The organism is Streptomyces sp. NPDC096040 (genome assembly GCF_040303265.1).
Lineage (GTDB): Bacteria > Actinomycetota > Actinomycetes > Streptomycetales > Streptomycetaceae > Streptomyces.
In genome coordinates this window covers 70,688-93,117 of sequence record NZ_JBEOTA010000023.1, presented here as the reverse complement: position 1 = coordinate 93,117, position 22,430 = coordinate 70,688, and the positions used below count along the sequence as shown (strand labels likewise).

At 71.6% G+C, this 22,430-nt stretch carries 23 protein-coding genes and 2 pseudogenes; 14 read left to right on the top strand and 11 right to left on the bottom strand.

Annotation, left to right across the window (positions count from 1 at the left end):
- Window positions 1-56: 56 nt before the first annotated feature.
- From cobM to cobC, 6 genes are read left to right on the top strand one after another with little or no spacing between them, the layout of a single operon-like run.
- Window positions 57-881, top strand: coding sequence for a precorrin-4 C(11)-methyltransferase (gene cobM / locus ABTY98_RS29085; RefSeq protein ID WP_352223990.1), 825 nt, complete (start codon window positions 57-59; stop codon window positions 879-881).
- The gene (gene cbiE, locus ABTY98_RS29080; protein ID WP_352223989.1) at window positions 878-2,110 is read left to right on the top strand and encodes a precorrin-6y C5,15-methyltransferase (decarboxylating) subunit CbiE; all 1,233 of its coding nucleotides are present in this window, start codon (window positions 878-880) and stop codon (window positions 2,108-2,110) included. Before cobM ends, cbiE begins: the two co-directional genes overlap by 4 nt.
- Window positions 2,107-3,801 carry a precorrin-3B C(17)-methyltransferase gene (cobJ, locus tag ABTY98_RS29075; protein WP_352223988.1) on the top strand — a complete coding sequence of 565 codons (1,695 nt, stop codon included), beginning with the start codon at window positions 2,107-2,109 and terminating at the stop codon, window positions 3,799-3,801. The genes cbiE and cobJ overlap by 4 nt, the downstream gene beginning before the upstream one ends.
- Window positions 3,798-4,382 carry a precorrin-8X methylmutase gene (locus tag ABTY98_RS29070; protein WP_352223987.1) on the top strand — a complete coding sequence of 195 codons (585 nt, stop codon included), beginning with the start codon at window positions 3,798-3,800 and terminating at the stop codon, window positions 4,380-4,382. Before cobJ ends, ABTY98_RS29070 begins: the two co-directional genes overlap by 4 nt.
- Window positions 4,379-5,308, top strand: coding sequence for a sirohydrochlorin chelatase (locus ABTY98_RS29065; RefSeq protein ID WP_352223986.1), 930 nt, complete (start codon window positions 4,379-4,381; stop codon window positions 5,306-5,308). Before ABTY98_RS29070 ends, ABTY98_RS29065 begins: the two co-directional genes overlap by 4 nt.
- Window positions 5,298-6,383, top strand: a complete 1,086-nt coding sequence (gene cobC, locus ABTY98_RS29060; RefSeq protein ID WP_352223985.1) for an Rv2231c family histidinol phosphate aminotransferase CobC — start codon at window positions 5,298-5,300, stop codon at window positions 6,381-6,383. Before ABTY98_RS29065 ends, cobC begins: the two co-directional genes overlap by 11 nt.
- A gap of 108 nt (window positions 6,384-6,491) precedes the next feature.
- On the opposite strand, the gene ABTY98_RS29055 is transcribed toward cobC, so the two are convergent.
- From ABTY98_RS29055 to ABTY98_RS29035, 5 genes are all read right to left on the bottom strand, one after another.
- Complete coding sequence (locus ABTY98_RS29055) at window positions 6,492-7,388, bottom strand: SCO1860 family LAETG-anchored protein (protein ID WP_352223984.1); 897 nt, start codon at window positions 7,386-7,388, stop codon at window positions 6,492-6,494.
- 142 nt (window positions 7,389-7,530) lie between these two features.
- Entirely contained in the window at window positions 7,531-8,622 is a 1,092-nt protein-coding gene (locus ABTY98_RS29050; protein WP_352223983.1) for an amidohydrolase family protein, read from the bottom strand.
- Window positions 8,623-8,737: 115 nt separating this feature from the next.
- The gene (locus ABTY98_RS29045) at window positions 8,738-9,511 is read right to left on the bottom strand and encodes an amino acid ABC transporter ATP-binding protein (protein WP_352223981.1); all 774 of its coding nucleotides are present in this window, start codon (window positions 9,509-9,511) and stop codon (window positions 8,738-8,740) included.
- The gene (locus ABTY98_RS29040; RefSeq protein ID WP_352223980.1) at window positions 9,508-10,341 is read right to left on the bottom strand and encodes an amino acid ABC transporter permease; all 834 of its coding nucleotides are present in this window, start codon (window positions 10,339-10,341) and stop codon (window positions 9,508-9,510) included. The genes ABTY98_RS29045 and ABTY98_RS29040 overlap by 4 nt, the downstream gene beginning before the upstream one ends.
- Window positions 10,338-11,192: an ABC transporter substrate-binding protein gene (locus ABTY98_RS29035; RefSeq protein ID WP_352223979.1), complete on the bottom strand. Its 855-nt coding sequence runs from the start codon at window positions 11,190-11,192 to the stop codon at window positions 10,338-10,340. The genes ABTY98_RS29040 and ABTY98_RS29035 overlap by 4 nt, the downstream gene beginning before the upstream one ends.
- Before the next feature lie 196 nt (window positions 11,193-11,388).
- Between ABTY98_RS29035 and ABTY98_RS29030 the strand changes: the two genes are divergently transcribed.
- The 5 genes from ABTY98_RS29030 to thpD all read left to right on the top strand — a co-directional run bounded on the left by ABTY98_RS29030 (window position 11,389) and on the right by thpD (window position 15,945).
- On the top strand, window positions 11,389-12,489 hold the full coding sequence (locus ABTY98_RS29030) for a pyridoxal-phosphate-dependent aminotransferase family protein (RefSeq protein ID WP_352224053.1): 1,101 nt from the start codon (window positions 11,389-11,391) through the stop codon (window positions 12,487-12,489).
- Window positions 12,490-12,826: 337 nt separating this feature from the next.
- A complete protein-coding gene (gene ectA, locus ABTY98_RS29025; protein WP_352223978.1) occupies window positions 12,827-13,342 on the top strand; it encodes a diaminobutyrate acetyltransferase in 516 nt (171 codons plus the stop codon).
- Window positions 13,343-13,352: 10 nt separating this feature from the next.
- Window positions 13,353-14,624 (top strand): diaminobutyrate--2-oxoglutarate transaminase, encoded by a 1,272-nt coding sequence (gene ectB, locus ABTY98_RS29020; RefSeq protein WP_352223977.1) that lies wholly within the window; start codon window positions 13,353-13,355, stop codon window positions 14,622-14,624.
- Between the two features lie 31 nt (window positions 14,625-14,655).
- Window positions 14,656-15,054 (top strand): ectoine synthase, encoded by a 399-nt coding sequence (locus ABTY98_RS29015; protein ID WP_352223975.1) that lies wholly within the window; start codon window positions 14,656-14,658, stop codon window positions 15,052-15,054.
- Window positions 15,055-15,057: 3 nt separating this feature from the next.
- Entirely contained in the window at window positions 15,058-15,945 is an 888-nt protein-coding gene (gene thpD, locus ABTY98_RS29010; RefSeq protein WP_352223974.1) for an ectoine hydroxylase, read from the top strand.
- A gap of 130 nt (window positions 15,946-16,075) precedes the next feature.
- On the opposite strand, the gene ABTY98_RS29005 is transcribed toward thpD, so the two are convergent.
- The 4 genes and pseudogenes from ABTY98_RS29005 to ABTY98_RS28990 all read right to left on the bottom strand — a co-directional run.
- A complete protein-coding gene (locus ABTY98_RS29005) occupies window positions 16,076-17,137 on the bottom strand; it encodes an aminotransferase class V-fold PLP-dependent enzyme (RefSeq protein ID WP_352223973.1) in 1,062 nt (353 codons plus the stop codon).
- Between the two features lie 97 nt (window positions 17,138-17,234).
- Window positions 17,235-17,951 carry a DsbA family oxidoreductase gene (locus tag ABTY98_RS29000; RefSeq protein WP_352223972.1) on the bottom strand — a complete coding sequence of 239 codons (717 nt, stop codon included), beginning with the start codon at window positions 17,949-17,951 and terminating at the stop codon, window positions 17,235-17,237.
- Between the two features lie 61 nt (window positions 17,952-18,012).
- Complete coding sequence (locus ABTY98_RS28995; RefSeq protein ID WP_352223970.1) at window positions 18,013-18,516, bottom strand: GNAT family N-acetyltransferase; 504 nt, start codon at window positions 18,514-18,516, stop codon at window positions 18,013-18,015.
- Window positions 18,513-18,833, bottom strand: a pseudogene (locus ABTY98_RS28990) (helix-turn-helix domain-containing protein); the annotation flags it as partial. The gene ABTY98_RS28995 and the pseudogene ABTY98_RS28990, both read right to left, overlap by 4 nt.
- A gap of 2 nt (window positions 18,834-18,835) precedes the next feature.
- On the opposite strand from ABTY98_RS28990, the gene ABTY98_RS28985 reads away from it, so the two are divergent.
- Together ABTY98_RS28985 and ABTY98_RS28980 are read left to right on the top strand one after the other, a co-directional pair.
- A complete protein-coding gene (locus ABTY98_RS28985) occupies window positions 18,836-19,000 on the top strand; it encodes a hypothetical protein (protein WP_352223969.1) in 165 nt (54 codons plus the stop codon).
- A gap of 19 nt (window positions 19,001-19,019) precedes the next feature.
- Window positions 19,020-19,238, top strand: a pseudogene (locus ABTY98_RS28980) (MFS transporter); the annotation flags it as partial.
- On the opposite strand, the gene ABTY98_RS28975 reads toward ABTY98_RS28980, so the two are convergent.
- Entirely contained in the window at window positions 19,198-19,806 is a 609-nt protein-coding gene (locus tag ABTY98_RS28975; RefSeq protein WP_352223968.1) for a DUF1349 domain-containing protein, read from the bottom strand. The pseudogene ABTY98_RS28980 and the gene ABTY98_RS28975 sit on opposite strands and share 41 nt — an antisense overlap.
- A 114-nt stretch (window positions 19,807-19,920) precedes the next feature.
- A complete protein-coding gene (locus ABTY98_RS28970) occupies window positions 19,921-21,450 on the bottom strand; it encodes an aldehyde dehydrogenase (NADP(+)) (protein WP_352223966.1) in 1,530 nt (509 codons plus the stop codon).
- Window positions 21,451-21,596: 146 nt separating this feature from the next.
- Between ABTY98_RS28970 and ABTY98_RS28965 the strand changes: the two genes are divergently transcribed.
- Window positions 21,597-22,370, top strand: a complete 774-nt coding sequence (locus tag ABTY98_RS28965) for an IclR family transcriptional regulator (RefSeq protein ID WP_352223965.1) — start codon at window positions 21,597-21,599, stop codon at window positions 22,368-22,370.
- Window positions 22,371-22,430 lie beyond the last annotated feature (60 nt).

Here is a 22,430-nt window from a genome sequence, read left to right as displayed (position 1 = left end):
CAGCGCACATCCAGCAACACCGGTAACACCGTTTGTCCAGAGAGGACCGATTTTCCATGGCCGATGCCGCTGCTCCCGCCGGCAAGGTGACCTTCGTCGGTGCCGGCCCCGGCGCCGCCGACCTGCTGACGTTCCGGGCCGCGCGCGCGATCGCCGAGGCCGACGTGGTGATCTGGGCCGCGAGCCTGGTCCAGGCGGAGGTCCTTCAGCACGCGCGCGAGGACGCGGAGATCCTCGACTCGGCCACGATGTCCCTGGAGGACGTCGTCGCCGTGTACGAGCGGGCGCGGGCCGAAGGGCTGCGGGTCGCCCGGATCCACTCCGGCGATCCGGCCCTGTGGGGCGGTACGCAGGAGCAGGTCGACCGGTGTGCCGGGATCGGCGTCGAGGTCGAGATCGTGCCGGGTGTGTCCTCCTTCTCGGCCGTCGCGGCGCTCGCCCAGCGCGAGCTGACCATTCCCGAGGTCGCGCAGTCCGTCGTCCTCACCCGGCTCGGCGGCGGCAAGACGCCGATGCCGCCGGGCGAGGAGGTCCGGGAGTTCGCCCGGCACGGCACCACCATGGCGATCTTCCTGTCCGCCGCGCGCAGCGGGCAGCTGGTGCGGGAGTTGCTGGAGGGCGGCTATCCGACGTCCACGCCGGTCGTCGTCGCCTATCAGGCGACCTGGCCGGAGGAGCTGATCGTGCGGTGCACGATCGAGACGCTGGAGGAGACGGTCAAGGAGCACAAGCTCTGGAAGCACACCCTCTTCCTGGTCGGCCCCGCCCTGGACGCCCACGGCACCCGCTCGCACCTCTACCACCCGGGCCACTTCCACGGCTTCCGCAAGGCCGACCCGGAGGCCCGGAAGGCGCTGCGCGAGCGAGGGGCCAGTACATGATCACGGTCATCGGTACGGGGACGGGGGTGCCCCTGCCGCCGGAGTCGCTGGCCGGGGCCGAGCTGGTGGTCGGCGGGCGGCGGCACCTGGACGCGGTCCGGCTGCCGGAGGGGGCCGGGCGGATCGTCCTCGGGCCGCTGGCGCCCGCGCTCGACGCCATCGAGGAGTACGCCGGCAAGGACCGGTCCGTGGTCGTGCTGGCCTCCGGGGACCCCGGGTTCTTCGGGATCGTGCGGGCGCTGGCCGAACGGTTCGGGCCGGAGCGGCTCGAGGTGCGGGCCGGCGTGTCGTCCGTCGCCGCCGCGTTCGCGCGGGTCGGGCTGCCGTGGGACGACGCGGTGGTGGTGAGCGCGCACGGGCGGGAGCCGCGTACGGCGGTACACGTGTGCCGGGCGCATCCGAAGGTGGCGGTGCTGACGGGGCCGGGGGCGGGCCCGGCGGAGCTGGGGGCCACGGTGCCGGCGGACCGGCGGCTCGTCGTGGCGAGCGCGCTCGGTGATCCGGAGCGGGAGCGGGTGGAGTGGGTCACGCCCGCCGAGGCCGCCGGCCGGGACTGGGGAGCGGACGTCAGCGTGGTGCTGTGCCTGGACGCGGCACGGGCGCTCGGTGCGGTGCGTACCGTCGCCGGGGTGCCTGCCGGGCCTGCCCGATGGGCCCTGGACGAAGGGGAGTTCGCACACCGCGACTCGATGATCACGAAGTTCGAGGTACGGGCGCTGGCGCTGGCCCGGCTCGGGCCGCGCCTCGGCGACCTGGTCTGGGACGTCGGCGCGGGCTCCGGGTCCGTGGCGGTGGAGTGCGCACGCCTCGGGGCGGCCGTAGTCGCCGTGGAGAAGGCCACGGACGGGGTCGAGCGGATCGCCGCCAACGCGCGGGCGCACGGCGTGTACGTGGAGGTGGTGCACGGTACGGCGCCGGACGCCCTGGCCGGGCTCCCCGATCCCGACGCCGTGTTCGTCGGTGGGGGTGGCGGCGAGCTGCCCGCGGTCGTCGGCGCCTGCGCGCTGCGTGCCCGGCGGTCGGTGGTGGTCGCGCTGGCCGCCCTGGACCGGGTGCCGGCGGCGCGCGAGGCGCTCACCGGTGCCGGGTTCTCCTGCGACGGGGTGCTGCTGCAGTCGTCGCGTCTCGCGCCGCTGCCGGGGGATGTGACCCGGCTGGCGGCGGCCAACCCCGTGTTTCTGCTGTGGGGGACCCGAATCCCCCTTTTCGAAGAAGGAGTTGCTCAGTGATCGGCCTCATTTCCGCCACCGCGGCGGGGGCGGCGGCGCGCGACCGGCTGGCCGCGGCGTGGCCGGACCGCACGCGGGTGTACGACGGTCCGGTCGGGGACGCCGTGCGGTCCGCGTTCGCGGAGTGCGGGCAACTGGTGTGTTTCCTGGCCACGGGGGCGGTGGTACGGCTGATCGCCCCGCTGCTGGACGAGAAGACGACCGACCCGGGTGTGGTGTGCGTCGACGAGGGCGGGCGGTTCGCCGTGTCCCTGGTCGGCGGGCACGCGGGTGGTGCGAACGAACTCGCCCGGGAGGTGGGCGAGGTGCTGGCCGCCCAGCCGGTGGTGACCACCGCGACGGACTCCGTCGGGCTGCCCGGCCTCGACACTCTCGGCTTCCCGGTCGAGGGCTCGTTGGCGATCGTGTCGCGGGCGCTCCTTGACGGCGAACCGGTCGCCCTGCGCACCGAGTTGACGTGGCCGCTGCCGCCGCTGCCGCTGGCCGAGGAGGGCGCGTACACGGTCCGGCTGACCGACCGCGCGGTCGCACCCGCCGAGCACGAGGTCCTGTTGCGCCCGCCGTCCCTCGTCGTGGGCGTCGGCGCCTCCAGGAGCGCTCCCGTCGACGAGGTGCTCACCCTGATCGAGGGGGCCTTGCGGGACGCGGGACTCTCTCCTCGCAGCATCGCCGAACTCGCCACCGTCGACGCCAAGGCCGACGAACCCGGCATCGTCGAGGCGGCAGCACGGCTCGGGGTCCCCCTGGTGACGTACTCCGCCGAGGAGCTGGCCGGCGTGGAGGTGCCCAACCCCTCCGACGCGCCCCTGGCCGCCGTCGGCACCCCGTCCGTCGCGGAGGCCGCGGCCCTGGTGCGCGGGGGCGAACTCCTCGTGCCCAAGCGGAAGTCGGGCGCTCAGCCGGCCATGGCGACCTGTGCGGTCGTACGGCGGCTCGCGCGCGGGCGGCTCGCGGTCGTCGGGCTCGGACCCGGCGCCCGTGATCTGCTCACCCCGCGGGCCAGGGCCGAACTCCGGCGCGCCTCCGTGCTCGTCGGGCTCGACCAGTACGTCGACCAGATCCGCGACCTGCTGCGGCCCGGCACCCGCGTCCTGGAGTCGGGGCTCGGCGCCGAGGAGGAGCGGGCGCGGACCGCGGTCGCCGAGGCGCGTGCGGGGCATGCCGTCGCGCTGATCGGCAGCGGGGACGCCGGCGTGTACGCCATGGCCTCCCCCGCGCTCGCCGAGGCCTCCGACGACATCGACGTGATCGGCGTCCCGGGCGTCACCGCGGCCCTCGCCGCCGGGGCGATCCTGGGTGCGCCGCTGGGCCACGACCATGTCTCGATCAGCCTGTCCGACCTGCACACCCCGTGGGAGGTCATCGAGCGCCGGGTACGGGCCGCCGCCGCGGCGGACATCGTGGTGACCTTCTACAACCCGCGCTCCCGGGGCCGCGACTGGCAGCTGCCCAAGGCGCTCGGCATCCTCGGCGAGCACCGCGAGCCGACGACGCCGGTCGGTGTCGTACGCAACGCCTCACGTCCCGACGAGTCGAGCCGTGTGACCACCCTGGGCGCGCTGGACCCGGCGTGGGTCGACATGATGACCGTCGTGACCGTGGGCAACACGGCGACCAGGAACATCGCCGGGCGCATGGTCACCCCGCGCGGTTACCGCTGGCAGGAGACCGCTCCGGAGGGGGCCGAGTGAACCGGGTCGTCCATCCCATCGAGCAGGAGTCCTTCCGGCGGCTGCGCGCCCGCCTCGACACCTCGCACTTTCCGCCGCTGACCCGCGCCGTCGTGGAGCGGGTCATCCACTCCGCCGCCGACCTGGAGTACGCGGCCGACCTCGTGACCGACGAGGACGACCTGGTGAGGGCGCATGCCGCGCTGCACGCCGGGGCGCCGGTCGTCGTGGACGTGGAGATGGTCGCCGCCGGGATCACCCGCCGGGAGACGGTGTGCCGGCTGCGCGATGCCAGGTCCGGCCCTGGGCTGACCCGTTCGGCACATGCCGTCCGGCTCGCGTACGAGGAGGTCGGGCCCGGCGCCCTATGGGTGATCGGCTGTGCGCCGACCGCCCTCGAGGAGCTGCTGACGCTCGACGCGTCCCCCGCGCTCGTCATCGGTCTGCCCGTCGGTTTCGTCGGCGCGGCCGAGTCCAAGGCCGCGTTGCGCGCGAGCAGGCTGCCCGCCGTGAGCAACGTGTCCGAGAAGGGCGGCTCGGCGGTCGCCGCCGCCGCGCTCAACGCCCTGCTGTACCACCCCACTTCCGAGGAGAGCCTGTGACCACCCCGCCCGCCCTGCTCATCGCCGGCCACGGCACCCGGGACGACGCCGGGGCCGAGGCGTTCCGTGACTTCGTACGGGAGCTGGGGCGCCGCCACCCCGAACTGCCCGTCGCCGGCGGCTTCATCGAGCTGTCCCCGCCCCCGCTGGGCGAGGCGGTGACCGAGCTGGTGGAACGGGGAGTACGGCGCTTCGCCGCCGTACCGCTGATGCTGGTCTCCGCCGGGCACGCCAAGGGCGACATCCCGGCCGCGCTGGCCAGGGAGAAGGAACGGCACCCCGGGATCTCGTACACGTACGGGCGTCCGCTGGGCCCGCACCCCTCGCTGCTGGCCATCCTTGAGCGACGCCTGGACGAGGCGCTGGGCGCCGGCGAGGGGCGCGCCCCGATGGACCGGGCGGACGTGACCGTGCTGCTGGTGGGCCGGGGTTCCACGGACCCCGACGCCAACGCCGAGGTGCACAGGGCGGCGCGGCTGCTGTGGGAGGGGCGCGGGTACGCCGGTGTGGAGACGGCGTTCGTGTCGCTGGCGGCGCCGGACGTGCCGAGCGGACTCGACCGCTGTCTGAAACTGGGGGCGCGCCGAATCGTCGTACTCCCGTACTTCCTGTTCACCGGGATCCTGCCGGAGCGGGTGCGGCAGCAGACCGAGGGCTGGGCGGCCGCGCACCCCGAGGCGGAGGTGCGTTCGGCGGACGTCATCGGGCCCGAGCCCGAGCTGCTCGACCTGGTGATGGAGCGATACCGGGAGGCGGCAGCTGACGAGGTGCGGATGAACTGCGACTCGTGTGTGTACCGGATCGCGCTGCCCGGTTTCGAGGACAAGGTGGGGCTGCCGCAGCAGCCGCACTTCCACCCCGACGACGAGGGTCACCACCACGGCCACGGCCACCACCATCATGGCGGGCACGCGCATGCGCACTGACGACGGCTCCGGCGGCTCCGGAGGCCGGCACGATCTGCGGCACCACGGCGACGCCGAGGTCCGTGACCACGGTTCGGCGCTGGTCGACCTCGCGGTCAATGTGCGGGCCGACACTCCCCCGGCCTGGCTGCGGGAGCGGATCGCCGGATCGCTGGGCGGGCTCGCGGCCTACCCCGACGGGCGGGCGGCGCGGGCGGCGGTCGCCGCGCGGCACGGGCTGCCTGCGGAGCGGGTGCTGCTGACGGCGGGCGCGGCGGAGGCGTTCGTGCTGCTGGCGCGTGCGCTGAGGGTGCGCCGGCCGGTGGTGGTGCATCCGCAGTTCACCGAGCCGGAGGCGGCGCTGCGGGACGCGGGGCACACCGTGGGCCGGGTGCTGCTGCGGGAGTCGGAGGGGTTCGGGCTCGATCCGGCGGCCGTTCCGGAGGACGCCGACCTGGTGCTGGTCGGGAACCCGACGAATCCGACGTCCGTGCTGCATCCCGCCGAGGCGATCGCCCGGCTCGCCCGGCCCGGGCGGACCCTGGTGGTCGACGAGGCGTTCATGGACGCGGTGCCGGGTGAGCGGGAGGCGCTGGCCGGGCGGACCGATGTGCCGGGGCTGGTGGTGCTGCGCAGTCTGACGAAGACATGGGGGCTGGCCGGGCTGCGGGTCGGCTATGTGCTGGCCGCGCCGGAGATCATCGCCGAGTTGGCGCGGGCGCAGCCGTTGTGGCCGGTGTCGTCGCCGGCGCTGGTGGCGGCCGAGGCGTGTGTGGCGCCGCGCGCGCTGGCGGAAGCGGCGCACGCGGCTCACCGGGGGGCGGCCGACCGGGCCCATCTGGTGGCGGGGCTCGATGAGTTCGCGCCGGACGGGGTGCGGGTGGTGGGGCCTGCGGAGGGGCCGTTCGTGCTGGTAAGGATGCCGGGAGCCGCCGCCGTGCGCCGGCAACTGCGGATACTGGGGTATGCGGTGCGGCGGGGGGACACGTTTCCCGGGCTGGATGAGGAGTGGCTGCGGGTCGCTGTGCGGGATCGGGTGACGGTGAACGGGTTTTTGCAGGCGCTTGATCAGGCGCTGACGTTGATACGCGCGTGAAGGGGGAACTGCGCTCCGTTGTCGGGTGCCGGTTGTCTGTGGCTGGTCGCGTCCGCGCGGCGGTAGCCGCACATCGACTACCGCCCCGCGCCCCTCAAAAGCAGGGCGTCAACGCCTGCGTCGAGCCAATGCCACCGCTCCTCCACCCGCCGCTACGAGCGCGAGCGCTCCGCCCGCCACATACGGCGTCACCGAACTCCCGCCCGTCTCCGCCAGCTTGGTCTCCTGCGCCGGGGCGCCCTGCGGCTTGACGTCGGCCACCGGATCGGCAGGATCCGCAGGATCCGGTGGTGTCTCGCACGTCGCCTTCGCCAGGGTCAGCGTTCCTTCCACGTCGGCCACGTTCAGCTTGAGCGGGTTCACGGAGACCTTGAGTTCGAGGGCGCTGGCCGCCGCCGTTCTCGAAGTCGTCTCGCGCTTGGACAGGTCGAGGCGGACCTCACCGACGCCGGGGACCTTGACGTCGGTGGGGCCGCCCGCGCTCAGCGTCACCCGCTTGCCGAGGACCGTGACGGCGCCGAGCACGTTCGCGGAGGCCACCGGCTGCCTGCCGGTCTCGCAGGTGGCCTTGGAGGTGACGGTGTCGAGTTCGACGAGGGACAGCAGAGGCAGGCCCGGCAGGTGCAGCCGGGCGTGGGCGAGGTGGACCGAGCCCTCGGCCCGGCTGTCGGAGACCGTCGCCTTCGCCGAGGCGACGTCCGCGTCCAGGACGCTGAACGGCTTGCCACCGTCCACTCCGTCGAGCGTGGCGGTCAGCGCGGTGCGGTCGGCGCTCTGCGGTGCCCGGACCTCGTTCAGGGAGACCGCGAGCGGGACGTTCACGGTCTTGTCGAGGAGGGAGACGTCCAGGCCGGTGCGGAGGACGACCGCGCCGGCGCGACCCTGGTCGGTGGTCGCGTGTGCGGCGCCCGCGCCGGCCAGGGCCGCGGGACCGGCGACCAGGACGGTGGCGGTCGCGACGGTCGCGAGACGGCGTGCGGGCATACGGAATGTGTCGCTGTTCAAGGTGGTGGGACCCCCAGAGGAAACTTGCTCGGGACCCGCCAAGAATTACGCACTGTGGGTGAACGGGCGGCAATCCTGCGTTACTTCACTCATTAGTGGGCTTTCCGTGCATGTATTCGAGTCGGTAGGCACAGGAGTTCCTTTACTCGACGACCTGCCCGTTCAGCACCACTCGCCGGGGGGATGCGAGGACGCGTACGTCCGCGCGCGGGTCGCTCTCGTACACCACCAGGTCCGCCGGTGCGCCCTCCTCCAGGCCGGGCCTGCCGAGCCAGGCGCGGGCGGCCCAGCTGGTCGCCGCGAGCGCGTCGACGGGCGGGAGCCCGGCGGTCACCAGCTCGGCGACCTCGCCCGCGACCAGACCGTGGGCGAGGGTGCCGCCGGCGTCCGTGCCGACGAACACCGGGATGCCGGCGTCGTAGGCGGCGCGGACGGTGTCGTAGCGGCGCTCGTGGAGCCGGCGCATATGGGCCGACCAGCGCGGGAACCTGGTGTCGCCGCCCGCCGCGAGCTGCGGGAAGGTGGCGATGTTGACGAGGGTCGGGACGATGGCGACACCGCGCGCGGCGAAGAGGGGGATCAGCTCCTCGGTCAGGCCCGTCGCGTGCTCGATGCAGTCGATGCCGGCCTCGACCAGGTCCTGGAGCGAGTTCTCGGCGAAGCAGTGGGCGGTGACCCGGGCGCCGAGCCGGTGCGCCTCCGCGATCGCCGCCTCCACCGCTTCCCTCGGCCAGCTGGGGGCCAGGTCGCCGAGGTCGCGGTCGATCCAGTCGCCGACCAGCTTGACCCAGCCGTCGCCGCGCCGGGCCTCCTGGGCGACATACGCGACCAGGTCCTCCGGCTCGATCTCGTGAGCGAAGTTCCTTATGTAGCGGCGGGTGCGGGCGATGTGCCGGCCGGCCCGGATGATCTTCGGGAGGTCCTCGCGGTCGTCGACCCAGCGGGTGTCGGAGGGCGACCCGGCGTCCCGGATCAGCAGCGTGCCGGCCTCCCGGTCGGTGAGGGCCTGCTTCTCGGCGGTCGCCGCGTCGACGGGTCCGTGCGGGCCGAGGCCGACATGGCAGTGGGCGTCGACGAGACCGGGGAGCGCCCAGCCCTCGACGGTCCGGAGGTCACGGGCGCCGGCGGGACGGTCGTAGGAGACCCGGCCGCCCACCACCCACAGTTCGTCGCGGACGTCCTCGGGTCCCACCAGGACCCGGCCCTTCACGTGCAGCACCGCTTGATCGCTCATACCACGCACGATAGTTCGTCGGGTGCGGGTGGTTCGTGGTTGCTCGCGCCCACGCGGCGGAGCCGCATACTGATACAGCCCGCGCCCCTTTGGGGCGCTGCTCAGCGGGCGCGTCCTACGCGGAACCGTCCTCTTCCACATTCGCCATCGCCGGATCCAGCAGCCTCGACAAGAAGTGGCGCGTCCGCTCATGGCTCGGGTTGCCGATGACCTGGTCCGGCGTGCCGTCCTCGACTACGACTCCGCCGTCCATGAACACCACCCGGTCGGCGACCTCCCGCGCGAAGGTCATCTCATGGGTGACGACCATCATCGTCATGCCCTCCTGTGCCAGCATCCGCATCACCGCCAGCACATCCCCGACCAGCTCCGGATCGAGGGCCGAGGTCGGCTCGTCGAAGAGCATCACCTCGGGCCCCATCGACAGCGAGCGGGCGATCGCCACTCGCTGCTGCTGGCCGCCGGAGAGGGAGGCGGGGTAGGCGTTCGCCTTCTCCGTGAGGCCGACGCGCTGGAGGTTCTCGACGGCCACCCGGGCCGCCGTCGCCTTGTCCCGCTTCAGGACCCGGCGCTGCGGCAGCGTGAGGTTCTCGGTCACCGTGAGGTGCGGGAAGAGGTTGAACTGCTGGAAGACCATGCCGATCCGGCGGCGTACGGCGTCGATGTCGACGTCGGGGTCCGTCAACTCCGTGCCGCCGACGAACACCTTGCCCCTGGTGGGTTCTTCAAGGAGGTTGACGCACCGGAGCAGCGTGGACTTGCCGGAGCCCGACGGGCCGATGACGCACACGACCTCACCCTGGCCGATCTCCAGGTCGATGCCGCGCAGCACCTCGTTGTCGCCGAAGGACTTGTGCAGGTCCTTCACCTCGATCTCGGGTCGGCTCATTTGACGGCCTCCTGGGCCTTCGCCTCCATACGGCGCACCACGAAGCCGAGCGGGATCGTGACCAGCAGGTAGCACAGGCCGGCGACGAGGATCGGCGTGGAGTTGGCGGTGGTACTGGCCAGGTCACGGCCGTACTTGGACAGTTCGCGCTCCTCCAGGGTGACGCCGAGGAACAGGACCAGGGAGGAGTCCTTGAACAACAGGACCAGTTCGTTGGTCAGAGGCGGGAGGATGATGCGGAACGCCTGCGGGATGACGATCGAGACCATCGCGCGGGCCGGGGAGAAGCCCAGCGAACGGGCCGCCTCCAGCTGGCCCTTGGGGACCGCCTGGATGCCCGCGCGGATCGTCTCGGCCATGTAGGCGGCGGCGACCAGGCCGAGGGCCAGGGCCACCTTGCCGTAGGTACCGCCGATGATCTCCGTGCCGGGGAAGGCGAGCGGGACCGCGACCCCGATGAAGATGAAGATCAGCAGGGCGGGCAGGCCGCGGAAGATCTCGATGTAGATGCCGGCCAGCCAGCGGTAGGGGCCGACGGAGGACAGCCGCATCAGCGCTATCAGCATGCCGAGCGCCAGGCCGACGACGAAGCCGGACACCGTGTAGAGCACGGTGTTCTTCAAGGCCAGCGTGATGACGTCGGGGAACATCTGCTTGGCGATGTCCCACTGGGCGAACTGGTTCCGCAGCCGTCCCCAGTCGGCGCCGACCGCGAAGGCGATCACGGCGGCGACGAAGACGACGTACTGCACACCGCGCGACAGCCGACGCTTCTGACGCCGGGTCAGGCCCTTCTTGCGGGGCTGTAGTGCCGCGTCCGTGGCGGTCATGAGGCGGAGGGAGACGCGGCGGCCGCGTCGTACGGGCCGATCCACTTCTCGTACAGCTTCTTGTAGGTGCCGTCGGCCTTGGCGTCCGCGATCGCCTTGTTGACGGCGGCGAGGAGCTTGGTGTTGCCCTTCTTGACCGTGAAGCCGTACTGCTCACCGGTGTTGATCTGCCCGGCGACCTGGAAGGCGGCGGCGTTGGCCTTGTCCTTCAGCCAGCCCTGGACCACCGGGTAGTCGATGACGACGGCCTTGACCTGGCCGGTGCGCAGGCCGTTGAGGACGGCGTCGGAGGACTCGAAGGAGACCGGGTCGAAGCCCTGCGCCTTCGCGTAGTCCTCGCCGGTGGTCTGCGCCTGGGTGCCCAGCTTGACCTTCTTCGCCTTGGCGTCGGCGAGCGAGGTGATACCGCTGTCCTTGGCGACCAGGAGGGCCTGGGTGGCGTCGAAGTACGGGTCGGAGAAGTCGACGTTCTTCTTGCGCTCGGCGGTGATGGTCATGCCGGCCGCGGCCAGGTCGCACTCGCCGGAGTTGAGGAACGCGCCCGTCTTGAAGTTCTCGAACGGCGTGTCGAGGATCTGCTGCTTCACGCCGAGATTCTTGGCGACGAGGTCGATCATCGACACGTCGAAGCCCTGCACCTTGCCGTCGACCTCCGACTGGAACGGCGGGTACGGGAGGTGGGTGCAGGTGGTGAGCTGGCCGGCCTTGACGAGTTCGACCCCGCCCGCGGCCGTCCTGGAGGCGCTGGAGCCGTTGCCGCTCGACGTGCAGCCGGCCACGAGGGCCAGCCCGGCCGCGGCGGTGACAGCGGCCAGGGCGCGAGCCCGGCGGCGCCCGAGGAGCGTGGTCACGAGACCTCCGGTGAGTCTGTGGGGGAGCTTTGGATTCCGCTTGCGGGTTCCGATTATAAGGAGATGTTTGGGTATCTCAAACCAAACCGATGGCGGTGAGGCTGTCCGGCCTAAGAAGTCGCCGGTCCAAGGGGCGGGAGGGGTGCCGGTTACGCTCATGCTGATCTGCCCCTCCGTGAGCGAAGAGAGCACCGCCGTGACCCATCCCTTCCTCGACCTGCCCCCGCTGAGCGCCGCGCACTTCGCCGCGATCGAGGACCGCGTGGCCCGGTTGCTGGACACCCGGCAGGACGTCGTGATCATGCAGGGCGAGGCGCTGCTGCCGCTGGAGGGCGCGATCAGGGCGACGGCGGGGCCGGGGACGACCGCGCTGAACGTGATCACCGGCCCGTACGGGCAGACCTTCGGGAACTGGCTCCGGGACTGCGGCGCGACGGTGATCGACCTCACGGTGCCGTTCCACACGGCGGTGACGGCCGCGCAGATCCAGGAGGCGTTCGCCGAGCATCCGGAGATCGACTTCGTCTCCCTGGTGCACGCGGAGGCGGCGACCGGCAACACCAACCCGGTCGCGGAGATCGGCGCGGTGGTACGGGAGCAGGGAGCCCTCTTCTACCTGGACGCGGTCGCGTCGGTCGGGGCCGAGCCGGTGCTGCCGGACGCCTGGGGCGTCGACCTGTGCGTGATCGGGGCACAGAAGGCGATGGGCGGCCCGGCCGGTGTCTCGGCGGTGTCGGTGAGCGAGCGGGCGTGGGCCCGGATGGCGGCGAACCCGCGGGCCCCGCGCCGGTCGTATCTGTCGCTGCTGGACTGGAAGGAGCGCTGGGTCGACGGCGGCCGCAAGGCGCTGCTGCACGCGCCGGCCCAGCTGGAGATGCTGGCACTTGAAGCGTGCCTGGAGCGCATCGAGGCGGACGGGCTGGAGTCGGTCATGCGCCGTCACCGTACGGCGGCGCTGGCCACCCGGGCCGGGGCGGCGGCCCTGGGCGGCGGCCTGGAGCCGTATGTGTACGAGGAGTCGGACGCGGCACCGGTCGCCACGACGCTGCGGGTGCCGTCGGGTGTGGTGGCCTCGGAGCTGGTCGCCGAGGCCCTGGCGGGCGACGGCACACTGCCGCTGGCCGCGGGCGGGGGCGCGCTGGCCACGGAGATGATCCGGGTGAACCACTACGGGGTGGACGCGACGGTGGGCGCGGTCCGGTCGAGCCTGGCGGCGCTCGGCGCGGGGCTGGCGAAGCGGGGCCGGACGGTGGACCTGGAGGGGGCCCGGCGGGCGGCGGAGTCCGTCTGGCGATAGGGGCCGGAAAGGGGTGGGTGGCGCCGCCGTCGGTGCCACCCTCACCGAGGGACTTGCCCCCGCCATCGGCGGCGTATCGAAAGCGTTACCAGAGCCTGAATTCAAAGCAATTCCGAATTCCCTTTTGATCGATGGCTTACCCGAGTCTTCTGCCCGCTTTTTGCGGAGCTAAACCGGGGGAATTTCATCCAGGTTTCAACCCTGTGACGCACTCCACAATACCGGGTCATTTGCCCGCTTTGGGGCGGTAAATATCGGGACATACAGGCACGGCAGTTCAAGCCGGCTACGACGCCTGTCGTGCATTTTTGTATTTGCCTCGCTAAATTCAGTCCGCATGACTGCCCCACAAGCAGACCTGATCGTCGAGCGCCCGATGGTGACCGACGGCGCCGCCCTGTGGCGTATCGCAAAGGATTCCGGAAGCCTCGATCTGAACTCCTCGTACAGCTATCTGCTGTGGTGCCGGGATTTCGCCGGCACATCGGCGGTGGCCCGCGGTGCGGACGGCGAGCCCGTCGGGTTCGTGACCGGATACACCCGGCCGGACCGGCCGGACACGCTGCTCGTCTGGCAGGTGGCCGTGGACGCCGGGCAGCGCGGGCGCGGTGTCGCGGCGCAGCTGCTGGACGGGCTGACGGCGCGGCTGGCCGCCGAACAGCCGCTCACCGCCGTCGAGACCACCATCACGCCCGGGAACACCGCCTCCGAGCGGCTTTTCACCTCGTACGCCGCCCGACACGGCGCCACCGTCGAGCGCACGGTGCTGTTCGAGGCCGGCGAGTTCCCCGACGGTCCGCACGACCCCGAAGTCCTGTACCGCATCGGCCCCTTGACCCCCACATCGCACTGAGGAGCCCCCTGTGACCATCACCCAGCCCGACCTGAGTGTCTTCGAGACCCTGGAGTCCGAGGTCCGCAGCTACTGCCGCGGCTGGCCCACCGTGTTCGACCGGGCCCGGGGCAGCCGGATGTACGACGAGGACGGCCACGAGTACCTGGACTTCTTCGCCGGCGCCGGATCACTCAACTACGGCCACAACAACCCGGTGCTGAAACGGGCGTTGCTCGACTATCTGGAACGGGACGGGGTCACCCACGGCCTCGACATGTCGACCACCGCCAAGCGGTCGTTCCTGCAGACCTTCCAGGACCTGGTGCTGCGGCCGCGCGACCTGCCGTACAAGGTCATGTTCCCCGGGCCGACCGGCACCAACGCCGTGGAGTCCGCGCTGAAGCTGGCGCGGAAGGTGAAGGGGCGCGAGGCGATCGTGTCGTTCACCAACGCCTTCCACGGGATGTCCCTCGGGTCGCTCGCCGTCACCGGCAACGCGTTCAAGCGGGCCGGGGCCGGGATCCCGCTGGTGCACGGGACGCCGATGCCCTTCGACAACTACTTCGAGGGCACCGTCCCGGACTTCCTCTGGTTCGAGCGGCTGCTCGAGGACCAGGGGTCGGGACTCAACAAGCCCGCCGCGGTGATCGTGGAGACCGTGCAGGGCGAGGGCGGCATCAACGTCGCCCGGCCCGAATGGCTGCGCGCCCTCAAGGAGTTGTGCGAGCGGCAGGACATGCTGCTGATCGTCGACGACATCCAGATGGGCTGCGGGCGGACCGGCGCCTTCTTCTCCTTCGAGGAGTCCGGCATCACGCCCGACATCGTCACGGTGTCGAAGTCCATCAGCGGCTACGGGCTGCCCATGTCGCTGTGCCTGTTCCGGCCCGAGCTGGACGTGTGGGAGCCGGGCGAGCACAACGGCACCTTCCGCGGCAACAATCCCGCCTTCGTCACCGCGACCGCCGCCCTGGAGAGCTACTGGACCGACGGTCCGGCGATGGAGAAGCAGACCCGGGCCAAGGGCGAGCAGGTCGAGCAGGGGCTCATCGCGATCGTCGAGGAGAACCTCGCCGATGTGCGGGAGTACCGGGGACGTGGCCTGGTGTGGGGCATGGAGTTCCACGAGAAGGCGCGGGCCGGGCGGATCGCCAAGCGCGCGTTCGAACTCGGGCTGCTCATCGAGACGTCGGGGCCGGAGAGCGAGGTCGTCAAACTGCTGCCCGCCCTGACCGTGACCCCGGACGAGCTGGACGAGGGGCTGAGCATCCTCGCCCGGGCCGTCCGGGAGACCGTCTGACCAGGATCAAGCAAGGAGGCTGTACACCACCGTGATCGTCCGTTCGTTCAAGGAGATCGAAGGCACCGACCGGCATGTCAAGGCCGCGTCCGGGACCTGGGAGAGCAAACGCATCGTCCTCGCCAAGGAGCGGGTCGGCTTCTCGGTACACGAGACGATCCTGTACGCGGGTACGGAGACGTCGATGTGGTACGCCAACCACATCGAGGCCGTCGTCTGCGTCGAGGGCGAGGCCGAGCTGACCGACCACGAGACCGGGACGTCGTACACGATCACGCCCGGCACCATGTACCTCCTCGACGGGCACGAGCGGCACACGCTGCGCGTCAAGGAGGACTTCCGCTGCCTCTGCGTGTTCAACCCGCCGGTCACCGGCCGGGAGGACCACGACGAGAACGGCGTCTATCCGCTGCTGACGGAGGAGGGCTGACCCATGACCACGATCACCGACCTGTACCCGAGCCGTGGCCCGGTCGAGGTATCCGTCCCCCGCAAGGACCCGGTCGTCTGGTCGGCGCCCGGTGCGGCCGGGCCGATCGCCACGGACCAGCTGGAGGCGTTCGAGCGGGACGGCTTCCTCGCCATCGACCAGCTCATCGCGGACGACGAGGTCGCCGTGTACCGGCGGGAGCTGGAGCGGCTCGTCAACGACCCGGCGATCCGGGCCGACGAACGCTCCATCGTCGAGCCGAAGTCGAAGGAGATACGGTCCGTCTTCGAGGTGCACCGGATCAGCGAGGTGTTCGCGAACCTGGTGCGCGACCAGCGGGTGGTCGGCCGGGCCCGGCAGATCCTCGGCTCGGACGTGTACGTCCACCAGTCGCGGATCAACGTCAAGCCCGGGTTCGGGGCCAGTGGCTTCTACTGGCACTCGGACTTCGAGACCTGGCACGCCGAGGACGGGCTGCCGAACATGCGGACCGTGTCGGTCTCGATCGCCCTGACCGAGAACTACGACACCAACGGCGGGCTCATGATCATGCCGGGCTCGCACCGGACGTTCCTGGGCTGCGCCGGGGCCACGCCAGAGGACAACTACAAGAAGTCGCTGCAGATGCAGGACGCGGGCACGCCGTCGGACGAGGCGCTGACCGCGATGGCGGGCGAGTACGGCATCAAGTTGTTCACGGGCAGGGCCGGTTCGGCGACCTGGTTCGACTGCAACTGCATGCACGGCTCCGGCGACAACATCACGCCGTTCCCGCGCAGCAACGTCTTCATCGTGTTCAACAGCGTGGAGAACGCGGCGGTGGAACCGTTCTCGGCACCGGTACGCCGACCGGAGTTCATCGGGGCGAGGGACTTCACGCCAGTCCGTTGAACGCGGCAGCGGCACTCGGACGCAGCATCGAGGCCAGGGACTTCACGCCCGTGCGGTGATGTCCCGCTGAACCGGCCGGGCCGGGACCTCCCGTGGGACGGGGTCCCGGCCCGGTCGTGTCGGCGTCCGCTCAGCCGCCGAGCGCGTCAAGGAGCCGGTCCACATCCGCGGCCGTGTTGTACAGGTGGAAGGCGGCCCGCAGATTGCCGGCGCGGTTGGAGACCTCGATGCCCGCGCGGCTCAGCCCGGTCTGGCGGTCGCCGAGTCCGGGCACCGAGACGATCGCCGAGCCGGGGGACGGCACGGGCGCGTGGCCGAGGGCGGCGAGTCCGGCCCGGAACCGGTCGGCGAGGGCCAGGTCATGGGCATGTACGGCGTCGACGCCCAGTTCCTCGATCAGATCGAGCGAGCGGCGCAGGCCCGCGAAGGTGAACAGGGCGTGGGTGAGGTCGAACCGCCGGGCGGAGTGGGCGAGTTCGGCGACCGGGCCGTAGCAGCTGTCCCACGGCTCCTCGCCCGCGACCCAGCCCGCGAGCAGGGGGGTCAGCCCGCCGAAGTCCTCGGGGACCACGAGGAAGGCGGTGCCGTGCGGGCCGAGCAGCCACTTGAAGGAGACCGCGGCGGTGAAGTCGTAGCCGTCGGCGTCCATCGGGAGCCAGCCGGCGGACTGGGAGAAGTCGACGTAGGTACGGGTCCCGTGCTCGCGGGCGGCCTCCCGCAGGGCGGGCAGGTCGGCGATACGCCCGTCGGCGGACTGAGCGGCGCTGACCGCGACCAGCGCGGTGCCGGGTCGGACGGACTCGGCGATCCGCTCCAGCGGCACGGAGCGGACCTTGAGGTCGCCGCGGACGTGGAACGGGTTCAGCACGGAGGTGAAGTCGTCCTCGGCGGTGAGGACTTCGGCGCCGGCGGGCAGGGAGGCGGCGATCACACCGGTGTGCGCGGCGACCGAGGCGCCCACCGCGACCCTGGTCGCCGGGACGCCGGCGAGCCGGGCAAACCCGGCCCGGCAGGCCTCCACGTCCTCGTACAGCGAGGTCAGCGGTCGGCCCTCGGCCCGCAGCAGGGCCGCCTCGTGCAGGGCGGCGACGGTGCGGGCCGGCAGCAGGCCGTTGCTGGCGGTGTTGAGATAGATGCTCTTCGGGGTGAACTCGGCGCGGACGAGGCTCTCGAACGTCTCCGTGGTCTCCATGGCTCCACTCTGCGGCCCGCGGAACCCCCCGTCCATTGCGGATTTTTACGCAGAACCGCTAAGCGCTGCTTATACGACCGCCCTGACCTGGAGTTTCTCAGTGCTGCGGCACCGCGCATCCGTCCGGCCCGCAGGCCTCGGCGCCACCCTCGTCGATCAGCTTCAGCGGGGAACGGGCGCCCCAGGCCTGGCTGAGCGCCTGGGTGAACACCTCGGCGGGCTGGGCGCCGGAGACCCCGTACTTGCGGTCGAGGACGAAGAAGGGCACCCCGTTCGCACCGAGCTGGGCGGCCTCGCGCTCGTCGGCGCGGACCTCGTCGGCGTAGCGGGCCGGGTCGGCGAGCACGTCGCGCACGGCCGCCGCGTCCAGCCCGGCCTCCACGGCCAGCTCGACGAGCCGCTCGGCGCCCTCGATGAACAGGGACCGCTCCTCCGCGAAGTTCGCCCGGTACAGGATCTGGATCAGCTCGTCCTGCCGGCCCTGCTCCTTGGCGAGGTGCAGCAGCCGGTGCATGTCGAAGGTGTTGCCGTGGTCCCGGCCGCGGGTCTGGTAGTCGAGGCCCTCGGCGGCGGCTTGGGCGCCCAGGTTGTCCTCGCCGGCCTGGGCCTGCGCCTCGCTCATGCCGTACTTCTTGGTGAGCATCGCCAGCACCGGCTGGACGTCGTCCTTGGCGCGGCCGGGGTCCAGTTCGAAGGAGCGGTGCACGACCTCGACCTCGTCGCGGTGCGGGAAGGCGGCGAGCGCCTTCTCGAAGCGGGCCTTGCCCACGTAGCACCACGGGCAGGCGATGTCGCTCCAGATCTCGACGCGCATGTCTTCGGCTCTCCAGGTAGTCAGACGTCCTTCAACTGTCTGAACCTTCAAACAGCCCGGTTCATTCCCCGCTCACCGCATAGCGCAGACAGAGGTGATGGTCACCGTCGGCGGGCGGGTGCTCCGGATCCGGGCCCCAGCCCTGGCGGGCGTAGAAGGCCCGGGCCCGCCGGTTTCCGATGTGCACGTCCAGCACGGCCGTCCGCTTGCCGTCGGCCCGCCACTGCTCCAGACAGGCGGTGTGCAGGGCGGTGCCGATACCGGCCCGCCAGTGGCCGGGGTCGACATGGAACTGGAACAGCTTGACCGTTTCGGCGGGCGCGCCCTCCGGGGTACGGAAGGAGGCGATGGCGGTGATCACGCCCGCTTCGACGGCGCACAGCACATGCCCGTCGGGCCGCTCGACGGCCGCCCGCCAGGCCGCCGTCCAGTCGATGCCGTCGTCCGGGAGGCCGTCGGGGTAGTACGTCGACCGGGCCCGGCGGTGCAGCGCGGCGATCCTCTCCGCCTCGGCGGACAGGGCCGTACGGATCACCCGGAGCCCCTTCACACGGTCATGGATCATGCAGCGGAGGACGCGGCGGCGCCCGCGCCGGTTCCGTGCCGGCTGAACTGGGCGCGGTAGGTGCTCGGGGTGAGACCGGTGCGGCGGACCAGGTGGGCGCGGAGGGAGTCGGCGGTGCCGAGGCCGCAGGCGGCGGCCACCTGGTCCATGGGGAGCATGGTGGTCTCCAGGAGTTCCCTGGCCCGTTCGATCCGCTGGTGCAGCAGCCACTGCAGCGGGCTGACCCCGCTCTCGGCGTGGAAGCGGCGCGTGAGGGTGCGCACGGAGACTCCGGCGTGCCGGGCCAGGTCGGTGAGGGTGAGCGGCTCGTCGAGGTGTGGTGGCCGTCCTGCTCGTCCCCATGGCGCTGGGCTGCGCGCTGACCGTGCCGCCGCTGACCATCGTGATGAGGACGGTGGGCGTGCCGGGGCCGACGGACAGCAGGCCCGGCAGACCGGCCGCGGCCAGTGCCTGGCCGATCAGCATCGGCAGTCGCGAGCCGTAGCGGCCGGCCAGCTTCCCGGACGGACGCCGTACCGGCCGAGCGGGCGGGCCTGGCGGCCGGGGTGCTCAACGCGGCACGCCAGGTGGCCGGCGGACTCGGGATCGCGGTGTTCGGGACACTGATCAACGACGGCTTCGCCACCGGTATGCGGGTGAGCCTGCTGCTGGGAGCGGCCCTGTTCGCCGTGACCTTTCTGCTCAGCTTCCGTCGCGGAGGTCGGCCGGCCAGTCGGGCCTGAAGTCGATGTGGTCGTACGTCACCACACACCCCTCCCCCATCGGCGACTGGGTCATGAAGCCGACCAGCGCGGCCTCCGTCTCCTTCTCGCCGCCCAGCGTGAACAGCCGCACGAAGACCCACCTCTTGCCGTCGCGGGAGGCGTGGAAGGCGAGTGCCCGCCCGGTCCGGCTGATCCGCAGCCAGACCGAACTCCCCTCCACCGGGAAGGCGTTGGCGTCGTCGGAGTGGCCCCGGGTGACCACCGTGCAGACGGTGGGGACATCCGGGGAGTTCTCAAGACAGAGCTTGGCCCAGGCCCGGTCGCCGACGTGGACGTACAGCACCCCGGCGTCGAAGGCGGCACCGAACCCGACGGTGACCCGGGCGATCAGCTGGAAGTCCCCCTCGGGCGCCCCGAGCAGCCGGGGCGCGTCCGAGGCGGGATCCAGGGCCTCCCCGGTGGGCGACACAAACCGATCCTGCCGGGCCCCGGCCCACCCGGTGAGCACACCGTCTTCGTAGGACCAGTGCCCGTCGGGCCCATAAGTGCGGAGGGGAAAGGGCAGTTCGGGAAGTTCGAAGTCCATGGCGACAGTCTCGCAGTGCGCCCCGCAAGGGGCGCGGGGAACCGCGCGAGCAACCACAACGCACCGTCAGCCCGCCACGCCCCCACGCCCCCGCGCCCCCGCGCCCCTACGGCGCTACCGCTCCAAAACCCCGTTGAACCGCCGAGGAAGCCCCAGCGGATTGTCGTCCCGCAACTCCTTCGGCAGCAAAGCCTCCGGCGCTCCCTGATAGGCCACCGGCCGCAGCCACCGCTCAATGGCCGTACCGCCCACCGAAGTGGACGTGGACGTGGTGGCCGGGTAGGGCCCACCGTGATGCTGAGCCGGCGCCACGGCGACTCCCGTCGGCCACCCGTTCACCAGCACCCGACCGGCCAGCGGCGTGAGCTCCGCGAGGATCTCCGCCCCGAGCCCCTCCCCCGCGGCCTCCTCGGCGGAGACATGAACCGTCGCCGTGAGATTCCCCGGCAGCCGCGACAGCACCGCCGTGGCCTCATTCCGGTCCGCGTAACGAACCACCACGGTCACCGGCCCGAAGCACTCCTCGAGGAGCAGGTCGTACGCCCCCTCCTCGGCCAGCCGGCTCGCCGGCACTGTGAAAAACCCGGCACTGACGGTGTGCTCGCCGCCCGCCCCCGGCGTCACCGGGCTCTCCACGTCGGGGAGTTCGGTGCGCTCGGCGACCCCGGCGACGAAGTTGTCCCGCATCCGGTGGTCGAGCAACACCCCCGCGTCGGTGTCGCTGACCGCGTCCGTGAGGGACTTGACCAGGCCGTCACCGGCGGCGTCGGCCGGCACCAGCACCAGCCCCGGCTTCACACAGAACTGGCCGACGCCCATCGTCATCGACCCGGCGAGCCCGGTGCCGATCTCCCCGCCGCGCTCGGCGGCCGCGGCCTCCGTGACGAGGACGGGGTTGAGCGAGCCGAGCTCGCCGTGGAACGGGATCGGCACCGGACGCGCGGCGGCGGCGTCGAACAGCGCACGCCCGCCCCGCACCGAACCGGTGAAACCGGCCGCGGCGATCAGCGGGTGCTTGATCAGCTCGATACCGGCCTCGAAGCCGTGAACGAGACCGACCACGGTGGCGGGGATGCCGTGCTCGACGGCGGCCCGGCGCAGCACCGCGGCGACCATCTCCGACAGCGCCGGGTGATCGGGGTGGGCCTTGACGACGACCGGGTTGCCCGCGGCGAGCGCGCTCGCGGTGTCGCCGCCGGCGACCGAGAAGGCGAAGGGGAAGTTGGAGGCGGAGTAGACGGCGACGACACCCAGCGGGACCTTGTAGCGGCGCAGGTCCGGGATGGGCGGGGTGGCGGTGGCGTCGGGGTGGTTGATGATGACGTCGAGGAAGGCGCCCTCGTCGACGATGTCGGCGAAGGCCCGCAGCTGGTAGGCGGTACGCGCGAGTTCGCCGGTGAGCCGGACCGGGCCGAGCGCGGTCTCGGCGTCGGCGGCCTCCACGAGGTGGCCCTTGGACGCGTCGAGTCCGGCGGCGGCGGAACGCAGGAAGGCGGCGCGGACCGTGCGGTCGGCGAGGGAGCCACGCACGGCGTGCGCGGCCGTGACCGTGGCGTCCACCTCCTCGGCTGTGGCTTCCACCGCAACCTGTTCACGCTGCTTCCCGGTGCGCGGGTCGACACTCCAGACTGGTGCTGCTGCCACCGCGGGTCCCTCCATGTAGTGCGTTGTGCCGCAGTATCCGGGTCATTCACCAGGGATGTTCGATATACTGAACGCTGTCTCTGATGATGAATATGCTGTTGGAGACTATAACCTCGGTTTCTCGTCCAACGAAGGGGTCAAGGGCGATGTCGGCAGTCGAGACAGGCGGCGGGGCACAGGTCAAGTCCGCGGTACGGACCGTGGAGTTGCTCGAGTACTTCGCCGGCCGGCCCGGTATGCACTCCCTCGCGGCGGTCCAGGAGGCCGTCGGGTATCCCAAGTCCAGCCTCTACATGCTGCTGCGCACGCTGGTGGAGCTGGGCTGGGTGGAGACGGACGCGACCGGCACCCGGTACGGCATCGGCGTACGGGCCCTGCTGGTCGGCACGTCCTACATCGACGGCGACGAGGTGGTCGCGGCGGCCCGTCCCACCCTCGACCGGCTCTCCGACGACACCACGGAGACCATCCACCTGGCGCGCCTCGACGGCACGAACGTGGTCTACCTGGCCACCCGCCAGTCCCAGCACTATCTGCGCCCCTTCACCCGGGTCGGCCGCCGCCTCCCCGCGCACTCGACCTCCCTCGGCAAGGCGCTGCTCGCCACCCACACCGACGAGCAGGTCCGCAAGCTGCTCCCGGAGACCCTCCCGGCGCTCACCGAGCACACCCTCACGGACCGCGAGAAGCTCATCGAGGAGCTCCACCAGATCCGTGAGCAGGGCTTCGCGATCGACCGTGAGGAGAACACCCTCGGACTGCGCTGCTTCGGTGTGGCGATCCCGTACCGCACCCCGGCCCGCGACGCGATCAGCTGCTCGGTCCCGGTGGCCCGCCTCACCCCCGCCCACGAGCAGATGATCAAGGACGCCCTGTTCGACGCCCGGGACCGCCTGACGCTGGCGACGCGACGGCTCTAGGCCGGAGCCGCATGAGCGGATGATGAGAAATCCGCCCGTACGGGAACGGACGACCCGCCT